Raw genomic sequence first — 18,923 nt, forward strand, 5'->3', positions numbered from 1 at the left:
GAGTTCCCAGTCAGCGCTTGAGTTGGCTGGGGCTTTTTTGGGAGGATGTTTTTTTGGAATGGAAATCTTGCGGTAGGAGTTGCCTGTCAATACATCATCCCAAAAACCCAAAGCGGCACCTTTTTACCAAAGCCGTGCTCTATTTCATCTGCGGCAATGAGGTAGTTTTCCAAGTGTTTGACTTGGCTTGAATCTTTGTTTTTACCTCCAACTTCTATCACCAGGTCGTCTACTTTGAAATCACCTGATTCCGGCAATCTGACTTCTTTTTGAAGGTTTTTGAGTTGGTTGAGAAGGAAAGTCTCACGAACAGACCCAATATCAGGATTTGCCTGAAGTGCATAGGAAAGGTTGGTGTTTTCCAGGTAGATTTTATCGGGCTTTTGCAATAAGGAAATCCCCTTTCCTTCAGCGGTAAGAAAATTAAGCAACCTGGCTTTTTCCAATTGGGTAAGCCATTCATAAACCGAGTCCCGGCTGGTTTCTACCTTGCGGGAGATAGAGGATACGTTCGGTTTGAAAGGAACAGATTCCGCCAATACGCCAAGCAGTTTTTTGACTTTGTAGGCGGTACCGGCATTGTAGTCCGCGATGAAGGCCAGATCTGATTCGACTACCGTGTTGATGATTTGTTGGAGGAAAATCGGGATTGTTTCAGGATTTGACTCGGTGATAATCGGGAGATAACCTCTCTTGAGATACTCTTTAAAAGCCGGTATCGGTTGGAGTTTGGAGGTGATTTCTGGAGTGATTTGTGAATGTGAGTTTTGGATTTCTGCTAGAGTAACCGCTTGGAAATTCTCCTTCTGAGTCAAATTCAGGTATTCCCGAAATGACATTCCCGGCAATTCATAAGTGATTACCCGACGGCTCAAATCAGACTCACCCCGATAGATATCCAAAGCGGAGGAGGAAGAAAACACCACTTTCAGATCAGGAAATGAGTCATAGATGTTTTTGAGCTCACGGGACCAATTGGGATACTTGTGGACCTCGTCGATGAACAAAAACCTGCCGCCGTTTTGATAGAAATCAAAGGTTGTTTCGACTAGATTATGGGTATAAAACCAGTAATGATCGGCTGAAAAGTATAATACTTGGTTGGGGCCCGCCCCAATTCCATATTTGATTCGCTGGAGCATGAGGGTGGTTTTGCCAGAACCTCTGGGGCCTTTGATAGCCAGCATTCGCTGGTTCCAGTCTATTTCTGAGAATAGATATCGGAAGAATTTGTCGTCAACCTGACTTAACAGATTGTGGAAGTTCGAAAATAGAATGTCCATTTTTGTAGAGTCTACTCTTCAAATTTATTTAATAAATGTCGAATAAAAAAGACATTATTATATTAAACATGACTTTTTGATTCGACAAAATTATAATCCAAATCGCCTGATTTTGACAACTTTTGAGTTTCTCTCCCCCAATAATTATTATCACCAAATGGGTTTTTGACCGGAATGTGAGTGGTGACACTCACATTGGCGAAGAGATTTTGAAATTAGAATTTTGATTGCGCGTTATGACTTATAAGACTAGGTGTTTGAGTGATTTATAAATTTGGAGCATTTATCCAATTAACTACATTTACAAAATGAAGCCAGCCGTCCGCAATATTTTTATCCTGCTATTGATTTCTCTGACTCTCGCAGTTATTTATTGGTTGGTGATCAGCTATTACGATGAGAAAAACCGCACCGACGATGCTCAAGTGGATGGGAACATTGTTCCTGTTTTGGCCCGTACCGATGGTTTTGTGGATTCTATTTTTATTAAAGATGACCAATTTGTAGAAGAAGGAGATATTCTCGTACAGCTCGACACTACTGACCTTTACTTGCAACTGACGCAGGCATTAACAGCTTTGAACATCTCCAATACCAAGGTGAAAAGAGCCGAAGTGGGGATCGATGTGGTGGAAATGGAAAAGGAGATTGCCGCTCAAAATATTGAGGCGCAGAATGTCTCGGTCAACACTTCTGAAAGCAATTACAAGCGAAATAAGGTCTTGCAGGAAAAGGGTGTGGTTTCGGTACAGGTATATGAAAAAACAGAAGAGAGTTTTAAAAATAATCAGGTAGCGCTGCAAAATGCCTATAACCGACAGGTTCAGGTAGAGTCCCAACTGGTGGATGCAAAAACGCAATTGGAACTAGCCCATCAGGAAATTATCGCACAGACGAATCAGGTTGCCATTATCAAACAGAATATTGAATACGCAACCATAAAGGCCCCGGTAAGTGGTTTTGTATCGAAGCGAAAAATCCAGGCTGGCCAAATGGTGCGTACCGGTGCGCAATTATATTCCATTGTTCAGTCCAATGATTTGTGGGTTACAGCCAATTTCAAAGAAACCCAACTAGCTGCTTTTCCCGAAGGGCAACGGGTTAAAATAATCGCAGATGCCTATCCTGATGAAGTTTTTTATGGAATTGTAGAATCGGTAGGAAGCGCCACCGGTTCCAAGTTTGCGTTGTTGCCACCTGACAATGCCACGGGCAATTATGTAAAAGTGATCCAGCGTGTTCCCGTCAGAATCAGATTTGAGGATGCTGCCAAAGCACAAAAAATGTTGAGGCCAGGATTTAGCCTTATGGTATCTCAATAATGGGTTTTTATACTCCTTTAGAATGTAATCAACAGGGAAATAGCGCAACTAAATGACTATAGATCATAAATTTTTGACGCGCTTATTTTTTCTCACTGCATTGCTTGTTGGGAGTTTTAATTTCCTGGGACAAAGTCTTTCATTCAGTTATGTTCAGGGATATTTTGGAGTTACTGCCAAAGATGCCGCCTGGCTCCTCCGGGGTTTTCAATCCGGAACCATCATCACCGGCATTGCAGGGTTGGTTTTTATAAAATGGCTAGGAAATAAGAGCTTGTTTATCGGAGCTGTTTTAATATTTCTGGTCGCTACTTTCTTTTCATTTTCAGCAGCAGAATTCAATGAATTGCTGATATCAAGAATTGCAGCCGGTATTGCCAACGGGTTTATAATCGCAGTTTCAACCCAAATGTTCCTTTCCACCTTTGAAGGCAAAGCAAGAATCATTGGCTCTTTATACACCGTAGCGGCCAATATTGGAGGCTTGTGTTTGGGTATGCTTTGCAATAGCCTGTTTACCGAAGATTATGGCTGGCAGTTTAATTACTTTTTAAGCATCCCGATCATGCTGGTGTTGCTTGTTTTCTCCTTCTACTTTGTGCCAAGCAAGCAGAAAAATGAAGAAATAGAGGAAGACTGGATTAGCCTGATTCCATTTTCGATCCTGATTGTTTCCCTCTTTTTTCTGGTGCTTTTCCGCGAACAATACGAGGGAATCAGTGATCCCAAAATTCTGATATCGGCCATCATTGCCCTATTGGCGGCAGTTACTTTGTTGATTCGAGGGCTTACCCATGAAAAGCCCTTATTCGATACCAAGCTGTTGCAATATCCCGAATTCGTATTGGCGCTTTTGATTTCCTATCTGACCGGGGCGGCTTTTGTTTTCAATGTTTCCATCCTTGCCAAATTGCTTGGCGGGATCCTGCAAATGCCGATGGGGGACGTGTTTCATTTCATCAACTTTCTCTTCCTCGTTGTTTTCGTGATGCTCATCTTCACCTTTATCCTGATCGTGAAAAAATTCAATGCGCATTGGTTGATGATCGTAGGTTTGCTTGCGATTGCCTATACTGCGTTTTCATTGTCCAAGCTAAGTCCTGAATTTAGTTTTGACAGCATCATCACTCCTTCACTTATCGGGATAGCAGGAGCAGGGGTAGTTGCCACAAGTGTGATCATCATCGCAGTCAAAAGCGTCCCTCCGGAGCATATCGGCAAAGTGGCCAATTTTCGAAGCGTGGCATTTACCCTTGGAATTGCGCTTACCGCGACTGAATTGGGCAGGATTCTCAACTTTGAAAGTTCCAGAAATTTTAACCTGATGATCAGCTATACTGATCCCGGAAATCCGCTGGTGCAGGAAAGATTGAATATGCTCCAATCTCTGTATCGAAGCAATGGTCTGGATGCAGACCAATCCTACCAAGCTGCAATAAATGGACTCACAGGAATGGTAAACCTACAGTCTTTTTTCCTCAGCATGAGTGAAATTCTGTGGAAAGGTGGAGTGATGTGCATTGCCCTGGCATTGGTACTTTTTCTATTATGGATAGCTCGAAATTATCAGATGCTTTTCCACTTATTCAATTCTAAAGAACCCGGAAAATGAAAAATTTCAGCCTGAAAATGGTCAAAATAAGTACGTGCACCCTTTTGATTACCATGCTTTGTTTGGCACAAACCTACGCACAAAGAAGCTTCACGGTGGAGGATTGTATCAACTATGCATTCGAAAATAATCCGCTGCTGAATGCTATCGCAAGAGATACCGCGATAGCTGAATTGGGCAAGCAGAGGGTGACGGGATTATACCTTCCGAGAGCAAATTTTGCCTCGGCATTCCAATACTATATCGCTACGAGAAAAACCCTGGTTGAAGGCGGTTCAGCGCTGGCACCGCCTTCTTTGCCAGTGGGTGAGCCTCAGGCACTGGATGTAGGTTATAAAAACAGTTGGTACCCCTCATTCAATGTCAACCAGCTTATTTTCGATCCTTCTTACCGCAACAATTACAATATCGCAGTGCAAAACCAGCAATTGCAAAACCAGCAGTTTGTCAGTTTAAAAATTGACATCATCACCGGAATTATCAAGGCATTCAATACCTGCAAATTGTTGGAGCTTCAGGCGAAATTTCTTGAGGGAAACATAACCCGTATCGATTCACTGATTGAATTGACCAGGGTAAAATTTGACTATGGTGCAGGGGTGCAAATCGAGGTAAACCGAGTGGAAGTGACCGGAAACAGGATGCGGAGCGAGCTTGCCAATGTGCAGGGAAGCTACAACGAGGCCTTGGTGGCATTGCAGTTTCAGATGAATTACCTGGAGGAGGAAAGCATGGTTTTGACCAGTCAACTCACCGCAAATCAAATCGTGAGTGGAGCGGATGAATTAATGGTTCAATTATCCCAGGGAACTCCAGCTCAACGGATCGAAAATCAAATGCTGGAAACTCAGATTGCTATTGCCGATGAATCCATCAAACTGGAGAAAAGCCGATCCGGGCCGGTAATTGGGGCTGATGCCGCCCTGGGATTTTCGCCTGCGGCAAATGAGATAGATCTGATTTTCCAGGGGGAAAGATGGAAGCCGTATTCCTACATCGGGATAAATCTGGGCATTCCCATTTTCAACGGCCTGGATGTGAGGCGTGGTGTGGATCAGAGAAAGTTGGTTGCGCTCCAGACTCGGGATTATTTGGATCAATTTTCAAATCAATTCGAATCGGAGAGAGCAATCACGCAGGTGCAGATCCAAAAAGCCATGGAGAGATTCCACTTTGCGGACGCAAATCTAAAATTGGCAAATCATAACATCGAGTTGCTGCATGAAGCATTTGTCAACGGTGTGGCAGACAACCAAGACATGATCTTGGGGGAAAACGATCTGTATGACAACCAGGCGAGATATTTTAATGAATTACTTCAATTGATGCTGAGCCAAATAGAAGGGCGGCGGGTGATCGGTTCATTCAATGCATTGGGTGGATTGTAGCAGCCCACGGTCCACAGATGGCCCAAAAGTAAGTCAACCGTCCTTTTCTATTGTAAGTTGAAATTTTGCAGTTAATCAGTTTTTAAGTTCCCTCTAATTTCCTCTACCAGTTCTTTCAGTCGGGATTTCGCTTCGGGAGGGGAAACGATGCGAACTCCATCCGCCAAACACATTACCCAGCGGACGAATCCTTCGAGGTGGGAAGTCATAAAGGTCATTTCCACGCGATCTTCCAGTCTTTTTTCCATCACAAAGCCCTGGTTATACTTTTGTTCACGAAGGTATTTTTCAAAGGAAAAAGGCACAGAAAGTACGATTTGGATCAGGTTTTCGGCTGCGCGGACTTTGTCGATGTATTCTTTCAGGGTGGGATGCGCCTGTGGATCGTAGGTTTCATCCAGTGTTTTCAGACTGTTGATGCGATCCAGGCGGAAGGTCCGGTAATCCTTTCTCAGCCGACACCAGCCGATCAGATACCACTGATCAAAGGCGTAGTATAGGCCCACACATTCTACATTTCGGCTGCTTGTTTGTTCTTCCGCAAAGGTGGTATAGTTCATTGCCAGCAGTCTTTTGGAACTGAGAGAGTCCAAGATCATGCGAAGGTGCTCGTCTTTTCCCTTGAGTTGGAGTTGATTTCTGTTTCGAAATACTGCCACTAAAGGAGATAACTGATCAAGACGGTCTTTTTCTGAGCTGCGTAAAACGGATTTGATCTTGAGCATGGCCGAGTGAAAATGCTCGCCGCTGCTACGATCCGAAAGTTTTTCGAAGATCTTCTCCGCCACGACAAATGCTTGCGCCTCTTCTTGGGTAAACATCACCGGAGGCAGTCGATATCCCTCTACCAAAGAATAGCCCTGCCCGGCCTCACCAATGACGGGCACACCGGCTTCCTCCAGCGCCCGGACATCCCGATAGACGGTTCTCAGGCTGATCGAAAATCGATTAGCAATTTCTTGCGCCTTGGTGACCCGCTTGGATTGGAGTTGGGTAAGAATGGCCGTGAGTCGGTCGATCCGGTTCATGCGTTTGATTTTTTTTAGAAAAAATGAAAAATACGAAAACCCTGCTGACATACTGTTGTCACTGAGCGGTAGTTTCTTTGAATCAATAAACAACCTAACCAATAAATATTATGGAAACTCAAGTGAAAAATGAGACACTGATTTCAAAAGAACAATTGCTGGCGCACTGGCAGGGACACCGCGCATTGACTCGCAGGACAATCGAGGCTTTTCCTGAAAAGGATCTGTTTTCCTTTAGTATTGGTGGAATGAGAACTTTTGCAGAGCTGGTTTCTGAACTTTTGGGAATTGCCGGACCCGGAGTGGTGGGTCTGGCGACTGACGAATGGAAGGAGCTGGATGAAAGAGATCAGGCTAAGGGAAGCAAAGAAAAGTTGCTGGAACTTTGGGACAAAACCACTGAGCAGATTGACCAATATTGGTCGCAGATCCCAGAGGGAAGATTTCAGGAAAAACTGGTGGCATTTGGTCAGTATGAGGACAAAGGTTACTGTACCCTACTTTATTTCATTGATAATGAAATCCACCACAGAGGGCAGGGCTATGTGTATCTGAGAGCTTTGGGAATAGTTCCACCGGCTTTCTGGGAAAGATAAATCAGAAGGCAGTGATCAGAAGGCAGTGTTCAGTGATCAGTATTCAGGTGTCAGAAACTGTCTACTGCTTACTGAGACTGGTCACTGCCTACTGCAAACTTTTCCCTTAATTGTTTTGGTACATTTCTTTGTATTTGTCTTCGTCCATCCCTTTGCTGAACCTTCTTAGGTTGTAGGAGAAGGAAAGTCCGACAAATCGTTGGAGGACGTTGTTTTTAACATCTTCAACATAGGTCTCGGTGACGACCCTTCTGACACTGGCATTTTGTCCCAAAAGGTCATAAACCATCAGACCCAGTTCCCCACGTTCGTTTTTGAAGATTTTTTTACCCAAGCTCATATTTACAAGGGAGAAATTATTTTCAAATCCAGCTGATAGTCCAGTGTTGATCTGGTGTGAGAGATCCAGACGATAGATGATTCCTTCCCAGATGATCCAATTGAAATTGACACTAAATACCTGTTGGAAGTAGTTGTTGTTCAAATTGGAATTCAGGGTGTTCACCACATTGTTATAAGAAGATCTGGAGTTGAAGTTGAAGTCAACTTGTTCTGAAATGTTACTGTTGATCGAAAACCCGGAGAAAAAACGATTGGAATTGTTGAATCCGAATTCGTCGTTTACCTGACTTGGTCTCTGAGTGATGTTGACCCCGGCATAGTATCCGAAATTGGATTTGATAAAGCCGAAAGGCATCCCGTAGTTAAACCAGGAATTGAAATCCCAATACCCGTTTAGGTTGACAGGTTTGTTGAGCTGGGAGCCTTTTTCAAGTATAATCCCATCTTGGATTTCGGTAGGTTCGTCGGCAATAAAAACACTGTTGCTGATATAATTATTGGTCCAATTGGATCGCGCAAACAGGAACCAACTTTTGTTGGTGTCTGGATTGTTGCTTCTAAACCTAAACCTGAACTGGTTGTTGTAAGACTGATCCAGTTCTGGATTTCCGGTTCTGAGTTGCAATGGATTGGAGTTGTCAACAACAGACTGCAGTTGGCTAATATCCGGTTCCTGGGTTTGCGTGTCGTAATCAAATTGAATATTGGTGTTTTGGGAAATCTTATATTCCATTCTCACCGTTGGCATAACGCTTGAGAAATTCCGGTTCAATTCAAAAGGCTGAGGGAATTCCTGCTTGTTGTCCAAGCTAGCATTCTGATACTCAACTTCTGCCTGGAGTTTGAATTTGGTGGATTGGTATTGGTAGCCCAATTCAGCCTGTTGGGTTAAATAATCACTGATAAACGTGTTGCTTAGTGCGGTATCTAGGGAGTGATTGCCATACTCGAAATCCCCTCCATCGACATTGAAAGTAAGCTTGTCGGAGTCATTATTTCGATTTTCGATTTCATATTCGATTTCCATTTGACTCTTTTTCCCGAGAGGTTCAGTATAAGAAACCCCGGTTCCCCAGCCCAAGCCTGTCCGCTCCCTGGTTATATTTTGATTTAGAATCTCAGATCTATCGCCGGATCCTTCATAATAGGTGTTTCTCGCTTTACGGTCAGAATCGTCGATGTTCCAACCCTTATGGAAGTTACTTCTCCAAGAGATGGTTCTTCCGGGTTTTGAAAACTTGTGGCTGTAAAATAGTCGGTTGAAAACATCGTAATCTTGGTAGTAGCCATTTTTGATGTTTTCTACCTCGTTTACCAGACTACCAGCATTGGTGGTTTCACCGAAAAAACTTGAATTTTCAGTTTCATACCGGGCCCGAAGCGTAGGCACATAGAGTATTCGGTTGTTTTCATCGATGTTATAATCGAGTCTTAGGTTGGCCTCGTGCTGTTTGTTGGTTCGGCGATCTGTGCTGTTTTCTGAATAATATTGGTTGCTTTCATCCGTGGTGACATACTCCCTGACCCGGTTGACCACTCCGACATTTTTGTTGTTGGAGTAAACATAGCTCCCGGTGACTTTGATTTTTTTTCCCCAGAGATCCGAGTAATTGGTGCCTATGGTGTTTGTCGTAATGAGTCCATTTTGAGGGCTCATGTTTCCATAGGAGTTCGGGTCGCTGGAATAGCTGGTCATGTTGATATTGTTGGACAGTCCAGTGAATGTAATTCTACGGTCTTCGTTGAATAGATTGATACTGGCACCTGCTATATATCGCTCGTCGGTACCGTATCCTACGGTAGTTTTCCCAAACTGTCCTTTTCGTCTATTTTGCTTGGTGACGATGTTGATGGTCTTGAGTCTTTGTCCATCGTCAAAGCCACTAAGCTGGGCTTTTTCACTCTTCTGATCATAGATTTCGATTTTATCAATGACCTCGGCCGGGAGGTTTTGAAGTGCGGTTTTGACATCGGAGCCAAAGAAAGGTTTTCCGTCAACAAGGATCTGGGTAATTGTTTCCCCCTGGGCCTGAAGTGAGCCATCTTGGGAAGTAACTCCGGGAAGCTTCTCGATAAGTTTTTGGGCACTGGCATCCTTCATGGTTTTGAAGGCATCAGCATTGTACATTGTTGTGTCGTTTCTTTGTTCTCCCCTGGATCGTTGCGCAGCCACTACCACTTCATTCAGATCGGTAGCTACTTCCTTAAGGTGGATAGTGCCTAAAGCCATATTGGATTGTATCTGAATCGTTTTAAAAAATTCCTGATATCCCAGGTATTGGACTTTTAGGATATATGATCCCTGCTTGACGGAATTTATTTCAAAATTCCCGTCTATGTCTGAAATGACTCCCTTTACCTGAGCTGAGTCTGATTGGCTTAGGAGTAAAATGTTGGCATAGGGTATTGCTTGCTGAGAATCTGATTCCAGCACATTTCCTTGAAGGGAGTAAGTCTGGGCCATTCCTTTTGAAATTCCTGAAATCAGGATCAGAAAAAGAATATAATATTTCATTAAAAGGGGGTTAAATAGGTTTGCGTTTGTCGGTAGAAATCTACTCGATGGAACATTGCGCAAATTAAGGAACCCTGTGCGATGATTCCGCAAAGTTTTGTCTGAACGGAGGATAAGCCTTTTAGAAAGGTTGAAATTCATGAGTAAGGACTCAATATTGAGCGTAGTCGAAAAAGAGTGATTTTTAGTCTGTGATCAGGTTACTTTTTCAGACAGTTTTTGTCTTGAAAAATTGTTTAAATTTTCACCATCTTAATGTTTATAAAAGCAACATTTTTAACTTAGCTCCCGTAAACAGAATCAGTTATGGAAACAGCAGAAAAAATCAGCATTACCACCAAGACCCTTTCATCAGGCAATTGCCAGGTCAAGTTTTTTGTAGAGGATGAGCAAAAGCCCCAGTATGGGTATTTACTCGTTACTGAGCCAAAACCTGTAGGAGATATCATCGAAGAAATCAAAAACAGGCTAGAGCAAAGACGGATGGACAACCTGAATATCAATCCGTTTTTCCCCCTGGCGCCCACTTTTGATGATCCTAATTTTTACCTTTTTTCGGCATGAGTTTCCTGGCTTCCAATCTCCGGTTTTTGCGAAAGCAAAAAGGAATCACCCAAAATGATCTGGCTGATCAGTTGGATGTGCAACGCACGATGATTTCTGCTTACGAAGACGGTAGGTCTGAACCAAAGTTGGGTACTTTACAGAAATTATGTGATATTCTGGGTGTGGGCGTGGAGGAGCTGTTGGAGTATGACATTGAAAAACTGGGAAGAAAAGCCATCCAAAATCGGGGAATCAATATTCTGACGATTGCGACGGACGATTCGGACAGGGAAAATATTACTCTAGTTGGCCAAAAAGCCTCTGCCGGATATTTGAATGGTTTTGCAGATCCGGAATACATGGAGACGCTGCCTCAGTTCCATTTGCCAAATCTTTCCCGACAGGCTACCTATCGCGCTTTTGAGCTTTCGGGCGACTCCATGCTACCACTCATTCCTGGCACAATCGTGATCGGTGGGTATGTGGAGCAGTTGAATCAAATCAAGAGTGGTAAAACCTACGTGCTGGTCACTCAGACCGAAGGGGTTGTTTACAAGCGGGTATTCAATTACCTGGAGGAAAATGGGAAGTTATTTCTTGTGTCCGACAATGAGCACTACAAACCTTATGAGATTCGAGGTGAGGATGTCTTGGAAATCTGGGAAGCAAAAGCCTTTATCAGTACTGATTTCCCAAATCCCGGTGACAAAAAGAAGCCACTGACACTGGACGATCTCGGAGAAATGATCCGGGATATCCATGCAGATTTGAGAAAGATCAAAGGCTAATTTCTTGCCAGCTGGACTTGGGCACTTACACCTGACGCCGGAAAATAAATGGTCCCCTCCCAAGTTTGGCCCGAGTTATTGGTTGCCATGGAAATCGTGCCAGTCACATTGTTTGCAGAACTGAAGTAACTCATAGACAAATTGATCCCGTTGATTTGGCCTGATCCTTCACCAGTCCGTTGATTTGCTCCATCGTATTCATAATATGCCACATCGATTCCGGTTTGGCCAAAAGCGAAAATGCTCACTTTTTCTCCATTTAGGTATAAGTTCCATTCACCGCTTATGTCGGGAATGGTGCCAAAATCCGGATCATCCACTGCGGGTTGGCTAGGTTCACTTTCTTGGTTATCAAGTTGAAGGCTGTTGTAAATTTCGTTTCCTTCCGGGTTTTGAGTTCCGATGTCTGCCTCCGAATTGTAAGCTAACGTGTCTTGTGTTTCATCCAATGCAGGATAGGTTTGGTCTTCTGTGGAAGTACACATCCCAATCAAAATCAGAAAACCAACCAAGCCCCCTATGGCCCAGAGGTAATTTTTAGCCCACCAGCTTTTAGGTTTAGGGATTGGAGGGACGAATGGCCTTGGGTCAGGACGGGGTATGGGCTCTGGCTTTGGTTCAGGTTTTTTGGTTATGATTTTTTCTAGAACCTTGGTCAGTTCTCCCACATCATAATTCCACCTGGAGCTGGTTAATTCCTGGGCATGTTTGAGGGAAAGTTCTTTAAGCTCTTCTGGCAATTCTTCCTGATCAGGCATTTCTGCGCCATTGACCAAGACAGGGATGACCCTGAGTCCCCGCTTCAGTGCTTCTGCGATTTCTTTCCTGACCCAATCCTCCGGTTTTTGAAGCCGCTTGACACCCTTGTTGTCTTCTACTTTCAACCAATGGGGCCCGATCATGGCCAAAAGCACTTTGCTTTCATTCAGGGCTTTTGCAATAGATTGGTCAAAATTCAATCCAGCCTCCAGTGTCTCTACGTCATAAAAAATATTAGCCTGCCCGAAGACCTGCTCCAGTTTGTCCTTTAATCTGCCGGACTCACCTGAAGTATCTTCCCTTCTGTAACTGATAAAAATTTTCCCAGAACTCATGCAATTGATTGATTTTTGATTAGTGTAAGTTTTGGAAACTATCAACTCTTTCCAAAGCGTCGCAGTGTTTCAATAACTGATTAAATGCCAGACAAATCCGAGCAAAGTTGCATTAATAAAATTAATGCAAAAACCGTCAGCGCCCATTTGTAATTTCTTGACCACCAGGATCGGTATTGATTTACCCAATCACCAGATGGAGGTGACCAAAGGGATACCGGAATGGGAAGTGGATTTTTTCTTTCCTGGTTGAGGGGACCAATTGTACTGATTAATTTTTTAAGCACTTTGATCAATTCCCCGACATCGTAATTCCACCGGCTGCTACTTATTTCTTTATAATGAATCAAGGAAAGTCCCTTTAATTCATTAGGAAGCTCTTCACTTGTAGGCATATTAGCTCCGTTGACCAAAACGGGGATGACTCGGATTTGCCGCTGTAGGCCTAATGAAATTTCTTTTCGGACCCAATCTTCGGGATTATTAATTCTGGGGATCCCTCTTGAATCGGTGACTTTCAGCCAATGAGGTCCTATCATTGCCAACAAGACTTTGCTTTCTTCCAAAGCTCTAGAAATGGCCTGGTCAAAGTTTAGTCCTGCCTCTAGAGTCTCAACATCATAGAAAATGCATTCTTCCCCAAATTCCAATTGGAGTTTATCTTTAAGTCTTCCGGATTCACCGGAAGTATCTTCTCTTCTATAACTGATAAAAATCTTTCCGGATGCCATAAAAAAAGCCTGAATTACATCAGGCTAAAGTTAAATAAATCAGGCAGTTTATTGCAAGAAGGCAGAATTTTATTCCTTGAGCAGGTCTGAAAACCCGGATTTTATTTTGCCGACCGCATCGAATGAAGGATCGATGTTTACGACGCCTTTGCCCAGCTCGTGCCAGTAGCCGTCGCCGCATTCGATGTAGGTACCACGTTTTTTACCGGGCTCTTCCTTTGCCAGTTCATAATGATAATCTGGCGTAAAGACGATTTTCATCAGTTGAATCGCATAATCCCAATTGATGATTCTGGTCTTTCCCGCTTTTTCGAAAACCACCTCATGGTTAGAAAAATGAATTGTCAAATTGCAGTCTTGGGGTTCGTCTCCTTCGACCAATCTGTAATGCACTTGCAATGGCGCCTCTTTTTTGACTGTTTCGTAAATTGCCTGGATCAGATCCTGGGCCATGAGTTGCCATTCCTCCTGATTACCGGGGATTTTCACACCTTCATCCTTACCTTTTTCCAATGGAGATACCGTGATTCCGCCTTCCTCGATGTCTTTATTGCTCCATTTGGTTTTGTCGTAAAGCTGCTGAAGGGGCTTGATCCAAACCGAATTCAAGGCCCCTTTGTAGCTGTAGTCATCATTGGCAGTGAAGCCTTCATCCAAAATCTCCTCTTCGGTCAAGTCCTCCCGTTCGGTGTAATGAAGATCCAATTCGGTAGTTAAATCACCTTTGGACCAATCCAGAGCAAGGCGAAAAACATGGCTGTATGGAGGTGGGACTATACCTGAGTCGTATTCTAAAACCAGTCCGGTATAGGTGTTTTTTGAAAGTGTCATTGCTTAAGCTTTGCGCAAAAGTATGGTTTTTCGGGCAATTAAGTGGTTATTTTGCAGCCTTAAACCCAGTCCAATGGAAGAACTGCTCGATCATATTTCGTCTGAGATTTACCAAAAGTCCTACGTAATAGTTGATAATTTCGTCGAAGAGGACTTTCGAAAGGCTTTACTGGGAGAGCAAATCCAGTTGGTCAATCAGGGCAAATTCCGCCATGCGGCCGTGGGAAAAGGAGGCCAAAAGCAGGTTAGAACCGAAATCCGAAGCGATGAAGTCCTATGGATGGATGCTGAGGAACTAAGTCCTCTCCAAGCTGCCTATTGGGCTAAAATAGAGGAAATCCGCCAAGTGCTGAATCAGCGCTGTTTGTTGGGATTGCGGTCATTTGAAGGACATTTTGCGAGATATCCGATTGGGTCATTTTACAAAAAGCATTTGGACCAATTTAATGCCGTGCCCCACCGCGTGGTTACGGTGATTTTGTATCTCAATGACTCTTGGACTCCCGAGGATGAAGGTGCCTTGAGAATGTATTTTCCTCAGGAGGATAGAACAGAACTTTTCGAAGATGTCTTGCCCTTGGGCGGGAGATTGGTTGTTTTTCTGAGTGGAGAGATCCCGCATGAAGTGTTGCCTACCAAAAAAGAGCGGATCAGCATTACCGGCTGGCTGAAGAATATCGATTAGCGGAGATTGATCCGTAGGTGCTTTGTCTCTGATGAGAGTTCAAATGCTGCTTTGTCAAAACTCGGTGGGGCCAAATAGACCTTTGGGTTGTTGGAAAAACCGAATTTCTCAGTCGGATAGCCAATCAAGTTTGTGGTCAGACTGCCATCCTCATCTTCGTCATGAATCACCGAAACGGCATAGTTTCCAATTGGTAAATCCTCAATTCTGAATTTGTAGCTTTTCTCCTTTGAGGAAAAAGAATAGGATCGAATTGCCATTTCGGGTTGATCGGGAAAGCCTTTTTCCGAAGAGAAAACCAAAACTCGAATCTTGCCCTGATCCGATTTGGCATCATGAATTGATACTTCTAAAACTGGATTTATCAGGTTTTCACCAGGAGTTTTCGTAAAAAGGAGAAGCGTAAATATCAGTTCAAGCATTGATTTTGGAATTGAGAATTCTGTCGATTTTTCCGCTTTGAGTCAGCGCAAAAGCCTCTTTGAAATAGATTTCTTTAGGGAACTCGTACTTTGTCAATCGATTTTTCAATATCTCCTGCAAAAGCTTTGCCTTTTCCTTCGATCCATTTGCAGATTCGATTAGAAGCACTAGTTTTTGGCCCAGTTTTTCATCTTTTTCTCCATAAAAGAAAAACCTCGAACCGGGAAAAACCTCCTGAATTGAAGCTTCGGCTTTTTGTTCGAGCAGTTCGGGATGAAGCTTAATCCCTCCGGAATTAACCACAAAGTCAGCCCGGCCAAGCCATAAAAAGCTGTTATGGGATTTCAGTTCAATCAGATCGTTGGTTCGGATTTTGTCAGGGCCGCTCATGGGGGACTTAACCCAAAGGGCCCCGCGCTCATCCTGTCCGATTTCCACTCCAGGCAGCGTTTCATAATGAACATTACCAGTTTCGATTTTGGCCAAGGCAAAGTGCGAAACCGTCTCCGTCATCCCAAAAGTTTGCCAAGCCTGAATTCCTTTTTCTACCAATGATTTTCTAAGCCTTTCAGAAATTTGAGCTCCGCCGATGATCAAGTGAGGAGTGGATTTGAGTTTCAAAAGTGAAGCAGGATTTCCCAAAGGTTGCTCCACTTGGAGCGGAACCATAGCGACAAAATCCGGGATAAAATCAAGGGTTTTCAAGGGGTCGGAGCTGGGTTCTACAAGCCAAATTGGGCAGTCCCACACCATGGCGCGGACCAGCATCATTTTGCCGGCGATGTATTCCGGATTGAGACAACAAAGAAGTTTGGTGCTTTGATTTGTTTTGAAAAATGCCCCGGTTGCCTCTGCGCTTGCCTGCATTTGTTCCCGATGAAGCTCAATTGTTTTCGGAATTCCAGTCGATCCTGAAGTTTGCTGGGTGAAAATTGTTTCTCCCGAAAGCCAAGCTTTGCAAAATGAAAAGGCCGCCTGCGAATAAGCTGGTAATGACCCGCATTCCAACCCAAAGTCAGAAATTTTGCTGAAAACCTGATTCTCAAAATGAAGCTGAAACATCTAAAATAGATCGATTAGAAAGGATTTTGGGTAAATAACAAATTTCAGGCAAGGCTGTTATCTTGCACAAAAATCGGATTTTTAAACAAAACGAAAATCATGGAGTGGATTACTGCCAAAGTTTACGAAGATATCACATATAAAAAATGTAACGGCGTAGCTCGGATTGCATTCAACCGACCTGAGGTCCGAAATGCCTTCCGTCCCAAAACAACCGCGGAACTTTACGATGCGTTTTACAATGCGCAGGAAGACACCTCGATCGGTGTGGTACTTTTGAGCGGAGAAGGTCCTTCGTCCAAAGACGGTGGCTGGGCTTTTTGCTCAGGTGGGGATCAGCGTGCGAGGGGAAATCAGGGCTACGTAGGGGAAGACGGATACCACCGATTGAATATCTTAGAAGTTCAGCGGCTGATCCGCTTTATGCCCAAAGTGGTCATTGCTGTGGTGCCCGGATGGGCAGTAGGGGGAGGACACAGTCTTCATGTGGTGTGTGATTTGACTTTGGCAAGCAAGGAGCACGCGATTTTCAAGCAGACGGATGCAGATGTGACCAGCTTTGACGGTGGCTACGGAAGTGCTTATCTGGCAAAAATGGTCGGTCAAAAGAAAGCCAGGGAAATCTTCTTTTTGGGGAGAAATTATTCATCACAGGAAGCTTTTGAAATGGGGATGGTCAATGCGGTGATCCCGCATGATGAGCTTGAGGCGACGGCATACCAATGGGCCCAGGAGATTTTGGCCAAGTCACCGACCTCGATCAAAATGCTGAAATTTGCCATGAACCTGACCGACGACGGGATGGTAGGACAGCAGGTTTTTGCAGGAGAAGCTACCCGATTGGCTTATGGTACCGAAGAAGCGATTGAGGGCAGAAATGCCTTTTTGGAGAAGCGGAAGCCGGATTTCAGTAAAATTAAGTGGATACCTTAAAATTGATTGAGTCTGAAAAAACTAATGGAGGCCTGACATTTTGGTCAGGCTCCATTCATTTTCCGCTTACTGATTCACAAACTTTTTCCTGACGATGTATTCCACAGCCCGGGCAGCCAATCTCGCTGTGGCATTGTCTTGATCAAACTGCGGGTTGAGTTCTACCACGTCCAGACTGATCAGCTTTTTGCTTTTCACGATCAGTTCAAAAACCTTAAATGCGATCTGTGGATTGAAGCCCATGGGAGAGGGGGCTGACACGCCGGGGGCAAAGGCCGAAGAAAATCCATCCATATCGATGCTTAGGTAGATTTTGTCAACCGAGTCTATAAACCAAATGATTTGCTCCTCGATAAATTCCCAGTTGTGAAGACGAAATTCCTCCATCACGATGAATCCGGCTTTTACTTTTTCCGCCATCTCGAAAAGAGATTTGGGATTTGCAGCACGCTGGATACCCAAAGCCAGGTAATGAAAATCTTCCTGAAATTCCGCTGCAAGTTGAGAAAATGGTGAACCGGAGTGGCCTTTCTCTTTGACCAGTGGGCGAAGGTCAAAATGTGCATCCAGATTGATTATGCCGAGTTTTTCGCCTTTCTCTTTGACAAATTTCAATGCTCCTCTGCCATGCGCATAGGCCAAATCATGGCCACCTCCCAAGAGCACTGGAAAATGGCTTGAAGTAAGTAGATCGTAGGTGATTTTAGAGATTGCTTCGTGAGAGGACTCCATGTCCTGATCGAGCGTGAAAATGTCTCCGTAATCCAAAATTGGGACATCTTCGGGCAAATGAAGGGCAATTGAGCCGAGCATTTTTCGAATTGAAGAAGGGCCTTCGATGGTGCCGATTCGACCTTGATTTCGAATCACTCCTTCTTCTCCGGAGTAACCCAGAATCCCGATTTTTCGGGTATTATCCTCCCTTAGTTTCAGATTAGATATGGCTTCAACTGCTTGGTGCCAGTATTCGACCTGGTCAGATTTTCTACCAGACCAATGAAAAGGAGAGGGGTTTTGATGGAGATTCATAGAGTATGAATTTTTATTTTTGTTAACTTAAGAAAAGTAGCTTGATAATTTTATTGACAAGTTAAGTTCATGGAGATGAAAGAGTACAGAATTCCCCAAAAAGAAAAAATTGATCTGGATACTTTTCAAGAGCCCGATGAATCATTTGCTGGCTACAGCTATGCAGATTATCTCAAATGGGATTTTGAAGAAATCGTGGAGCTGATCAAAGGAAAGATTTTCGCAAAAGCCGCCGCTCCCAATAGAAAACATCAGGAGGTCTCCATGAATTTGTCGCGAACTCTTGGAAGTTTCTTGAAAGGTCAAAAATGTAAAGTATATGCAGCCCCTTTTGATGTTCGACTTTCTAAAGATCCTGATTTTAAGAAAATTGATTCAGTTATCCAGCCTGATATTTCTGTCATCTGCGATCCTTCAAAACTGGACGATAAGGGCTGTATTGGCGCCCCGGATCTGATCGTCGAGATCCTTTCACCAAGCAATAGTCGAGTAGAACTCCAGGACAAATTTGAGCTGTATGAAGAGTTTGGAGTCCGGGAATATTGGATTATTCACCCAGTGGAAAATACCCTTTTGATCTATACCTTGGTTGACGGAAATTATCTGCCCTCCAAACTTTTCACCTCTGGGGATAAAATTAAATCAAGCGTACTACCTGGATTAGAACTGGATTTGGAGGAGGTTTTTGAGGAATAGTAACCACAAATCATCTTTT

The 18,923-nt window shown here is 43.8% G+C and carries 18 protein-coding genes; 9 read left to right on the plus strand and 9 right to left on the minus strand.

The window, feature by feature from the left end:
• Window positions 1-86 precede the first annotated feature (86 nt).
• A complete protein-coding gene (locus B0E43_RS24570) occupies window positions 87-1,283 on the minus strand; it encodes an ATP-binding protein (RefSeq protein WP_077346435.1) in 1,197 nt (398 codons plus the stop codon).
• A gap of 308 nt (window positions 1,284-1,591) precedes the next feature.
• On the opposite strand from B0E43_RS24570, the gene B0E43_RS24575 reads away from it, so the two are divergent.
• The 3 genes from B0E43_RS24575 (at window position 1,592) to B0E43_RS24585 (ending at window position 5,605) form a co-directional block, all read left to right on the plus strand.
• Complete coding sequence (locus B0E43_RS24575; RefSeq protein ID WP_077346437.1) at window positions 1,592-2,605, plus strand: HlyD family secretion protein; 1,014 nt, start codon at window positions 1,592-1,594, stop codon at window positions 2,603-2,605.
• 73 nt (window positions 2,606-2,678) lie between these two features.
• Window positions 2,679-4,217 carry an MFS transporter gene (locus B0E43_RS24580; RefSeq protein WP_168171878.1) on the plus strand — a complete coding sequence of 513 codons (1,539 nt, stop codon included), beginning with the start codon at window positions 2,679-2,681 and terminating at the stop codon, window positions 4,215-4,217.
• Window positions 4,214-5,605, plus strand: a complete 1,392-nt coding sequence (locus B0E43_RS24585; RefSeq protein ID WP_077346441.1) for a TolC family protein — start codon at window positions 4,214-4,216, stop codon at window positions 5,603-5,605. The genes B0E43_RS24580 and B0E43_RS24585 overlap by 4 nt, the downstream gene beginning before the upstream one ends.
• 71 nt (window positions 5,606-5,676) lie before the next feature.
• Here B0E43_RS24585 and B0E43_RS24590 read toward each other — a convergent pair whose 3' ends face one another.
• Window positions 5,677-6,633, minus strand: a complete 957-nt coding sequence (locus tag B0E43_RS24590) for a YafY family protein (RefSeq protein WP_077346442.1) — start codon at window positions 6,631-6,633, stop codon at window positions 5,677-5,679.
• A 110-nt stretch (window positions 6,634-6,743) separates the two neighbouring features.
• Between B0E43_RS24590 and B0E43_RS24595 the strand changes: the two genes are divergently transcribed.
• The gene (locus tag B0E43_RS24595) at window positions 6,744-7,229 is read left to right on the plus strand and encodes a DinB family protein (RefSeq protein ID WP_077346444.1); all 486 of its coding nucleotides are present in this window, start codon (window positions 6,744-6,746) and stop codon (window positions 7,227-7,229) included.
• A 106-nt stretch (window positions 7,230-7,335) separates the two neighbouring features.
• Here the strand turns inward: B0E43_RS24595 and B0E43_RS24600 are convergent, their stop codons facing one another.
• On the minus strand, window positions 7,336-10,086 hold the full coding sequence (locus B0E43_RS24600; RefSeq protein WP_077346446.1) for a TonB-dependent receptor: 2,751 nt from the start codon (window positions 10,084-10,086) through the stop codon (window positions 7,336-7,338).
• 306 nt (window positions 10,087-10,392) lie between these two features.
• On the opposite strand from B0E43_RS24600, the gene B0E43_RS24605 reads away from it, so the two are divergent.
• Both B0E43_RS24605 and B0E43_RS24610 read left to right on the plus strand, forming a co-directional pair.
• The gene (locus B0E43_RS24605) at window positions 10,393-10,650 is read left to right on the plus strand and encodes a hypothetical protein (RefSeq protein ID WP_077346448.1); all 258 of its coding nucleotides are present in this window, start codon (window positions 10,393-10,395) and stop codon (window positions 10,648-10,650) included.
• Complete coding sequence (locus tag B0E43_RS24610) at window positions 10,647-11,420, plus strand: LexA family transcriptional regulator (protein ID WP_077346450.1); 774 nt, start codon at window positions 10,647-10,649, stop codon at window positions 11,418-11,420. The genes B0E43_RS24605 and B0E43_RS24610 overlap by 4 nt, the downstream gene beginning before the upstream one ends.
• On the opposite strand, the gene B0E43_RS24615 is transcribed toward B0E43_RS24610, so the two are convergent.
• From B0E43_RS24615 to B0E43_RS24625, 3 genes are all read right to left on the minus strand, one after another.
• Window positions 11,417-12,514, minus strand: a complete 1,098-nt coding sequence (locus B0E43_RS24615) for a toll/interleukin-1 receptor domain-containing protein (RefSeq protein ID WP_077346451.1) — start codon at window positions 12,512-12,514, stop codon at window positions 11,417-11,419. The two genes, B0E43_RS24610 and B0E43_RS24615, sit on opposite strands and share 4 nt — an antisense overlap.
• 80 nt (window positions 12,515-12,594) lie before the next feature.
• Window positions 12,595-13,245 (minus strand): toll/interleukin-1 receptor domain-containing protein, encoded by a 651-nt coding sequence (locus tag B0E43_RS24620; RefSeq protein ID WP_077346452.1) that lies wholly within the window; start codon window positions 13,243-13,245, stop codon window positions 12,595-12,597.
• A gap of 69 nt (window positions 13,246-13,314) precedes the next feature.
• Window positions 13,315-14,076, minus strand: a complete 762-nt coding sequence (locus B0E43_RS24625; protein ID WP_077346454.1) for a hypothetical protein — start codon at window positions 14,074-14,076, stop codon at window positions 13,315-13,317.
• Window positions 14,077-14,149: 73 nt separating this feature from the next.
• Between B0E43_RS24625 and B0E43_RS24630 the strand changes: the two genes are divergently transcribed.
• Complete coding sequence (locus B0E43_RS24630) at window positions 14,150-14,761, plus strand: 2OG-Fe(II) oxygenase (protein ID WP_077346456.1); 612 nt, start codon at window positions 14,150-14,152, stop codon at window positions 14,759-14,761.
• Here the strand turns inward: B0E43_RS24630 and B0E43_RS24635 are convergent.
• Together B0E43_RS24635 and B0E43_RS24640 are read right to left on the minus strand one after the other, a co-directional pair.
• The gene (locus B0E43_RS24635; RefSeq protein ID WP_077346457.1) at window positions 14,758-15,183 is read right to left on the minus strand and encodes a DUF2141 domain-containing protein; all 426 of its coding nucleotides are present in this window, start codon (window positions 15,181-15,183) and stop codon (window positions 14,758-14,760) included. The two genes, B0E43_RS24630 and B0E43_RS24635, sit on opposite strands and share 4 nt — an antisense overlap.
• Entirely contained in the window at window positions 15,176-16,246 is a 1,071-nt protein-coding gene (locus B0E43_RS24640; protein WP_077346458.1) for an AMP-binding protein, read from the minus strand. Before B0E43_RS24640 ends, B0E43_RS24635 begins: the two co-directional genes overlap by 8 nt.
• Before the next feature lie 99 nt (window positions 16,247-16,345).
• Here B0E43_RS24640 and B0E43_RS24645 point away from each other — a divergent pair, with 99 nt between their 5' ends.
• Window positions 16,346-17,179 (plus strand): 1,4-dihydroxy-2-naphthoyl-CoA synthase, encoded by an 834-nt coding sequence (locus tag B0E43_RS24645; protein ID WP_077346460.1) that lies wholly within the window; start codon window positions 16,346-16,348, stop codon window positions 17,177-17,179.
• Between the two features lie 66 nt (window positions 17,180-17,245).
• On the opposite strand, the gene hutG is transcribed toward B0E43_RS24645, so the two are convergent.
• Window positions 17,246-18,208, minus strand: coding sequence for a formimidoylglutamase (hutG, locus tag B0E43_RS24650; RefSeq protein WP_077346461.1), 963 nt, complete (start codon window positions 18,206-18,208; stop codon window positions 17,246-17,248).
• A 75-nt stretch (window positions 18,209-18,283) separates the two neighbouring features.
• Between hutG and B0E43_RS24655 the strand changes: the two genes are divergently transcribed.
• The gene (locus tag B0E43_RS24655; RefSeq protein WP_077346552.1) at window positions 18,284-18,904 is read left to right on the plus strand and encodes a Uma2 family endonuclease; all 621 of its coding nucleotides are present in this window, start codon (window positions 18,284-18,286) and stop codon (window positions 18,902-18,904) included.
• Window positions 18,905-18,923 lie beyond the last annotated feature (19 nt).

Source organism: Algoriphagus sp. A40 (assembly GCF_002002735.1).
Taxonomy (GTDB): Bacteria; Bacteroidota; Bacteroidia; order Cytophagales; family Cyclobacteriaceae; genus Algoriphagus.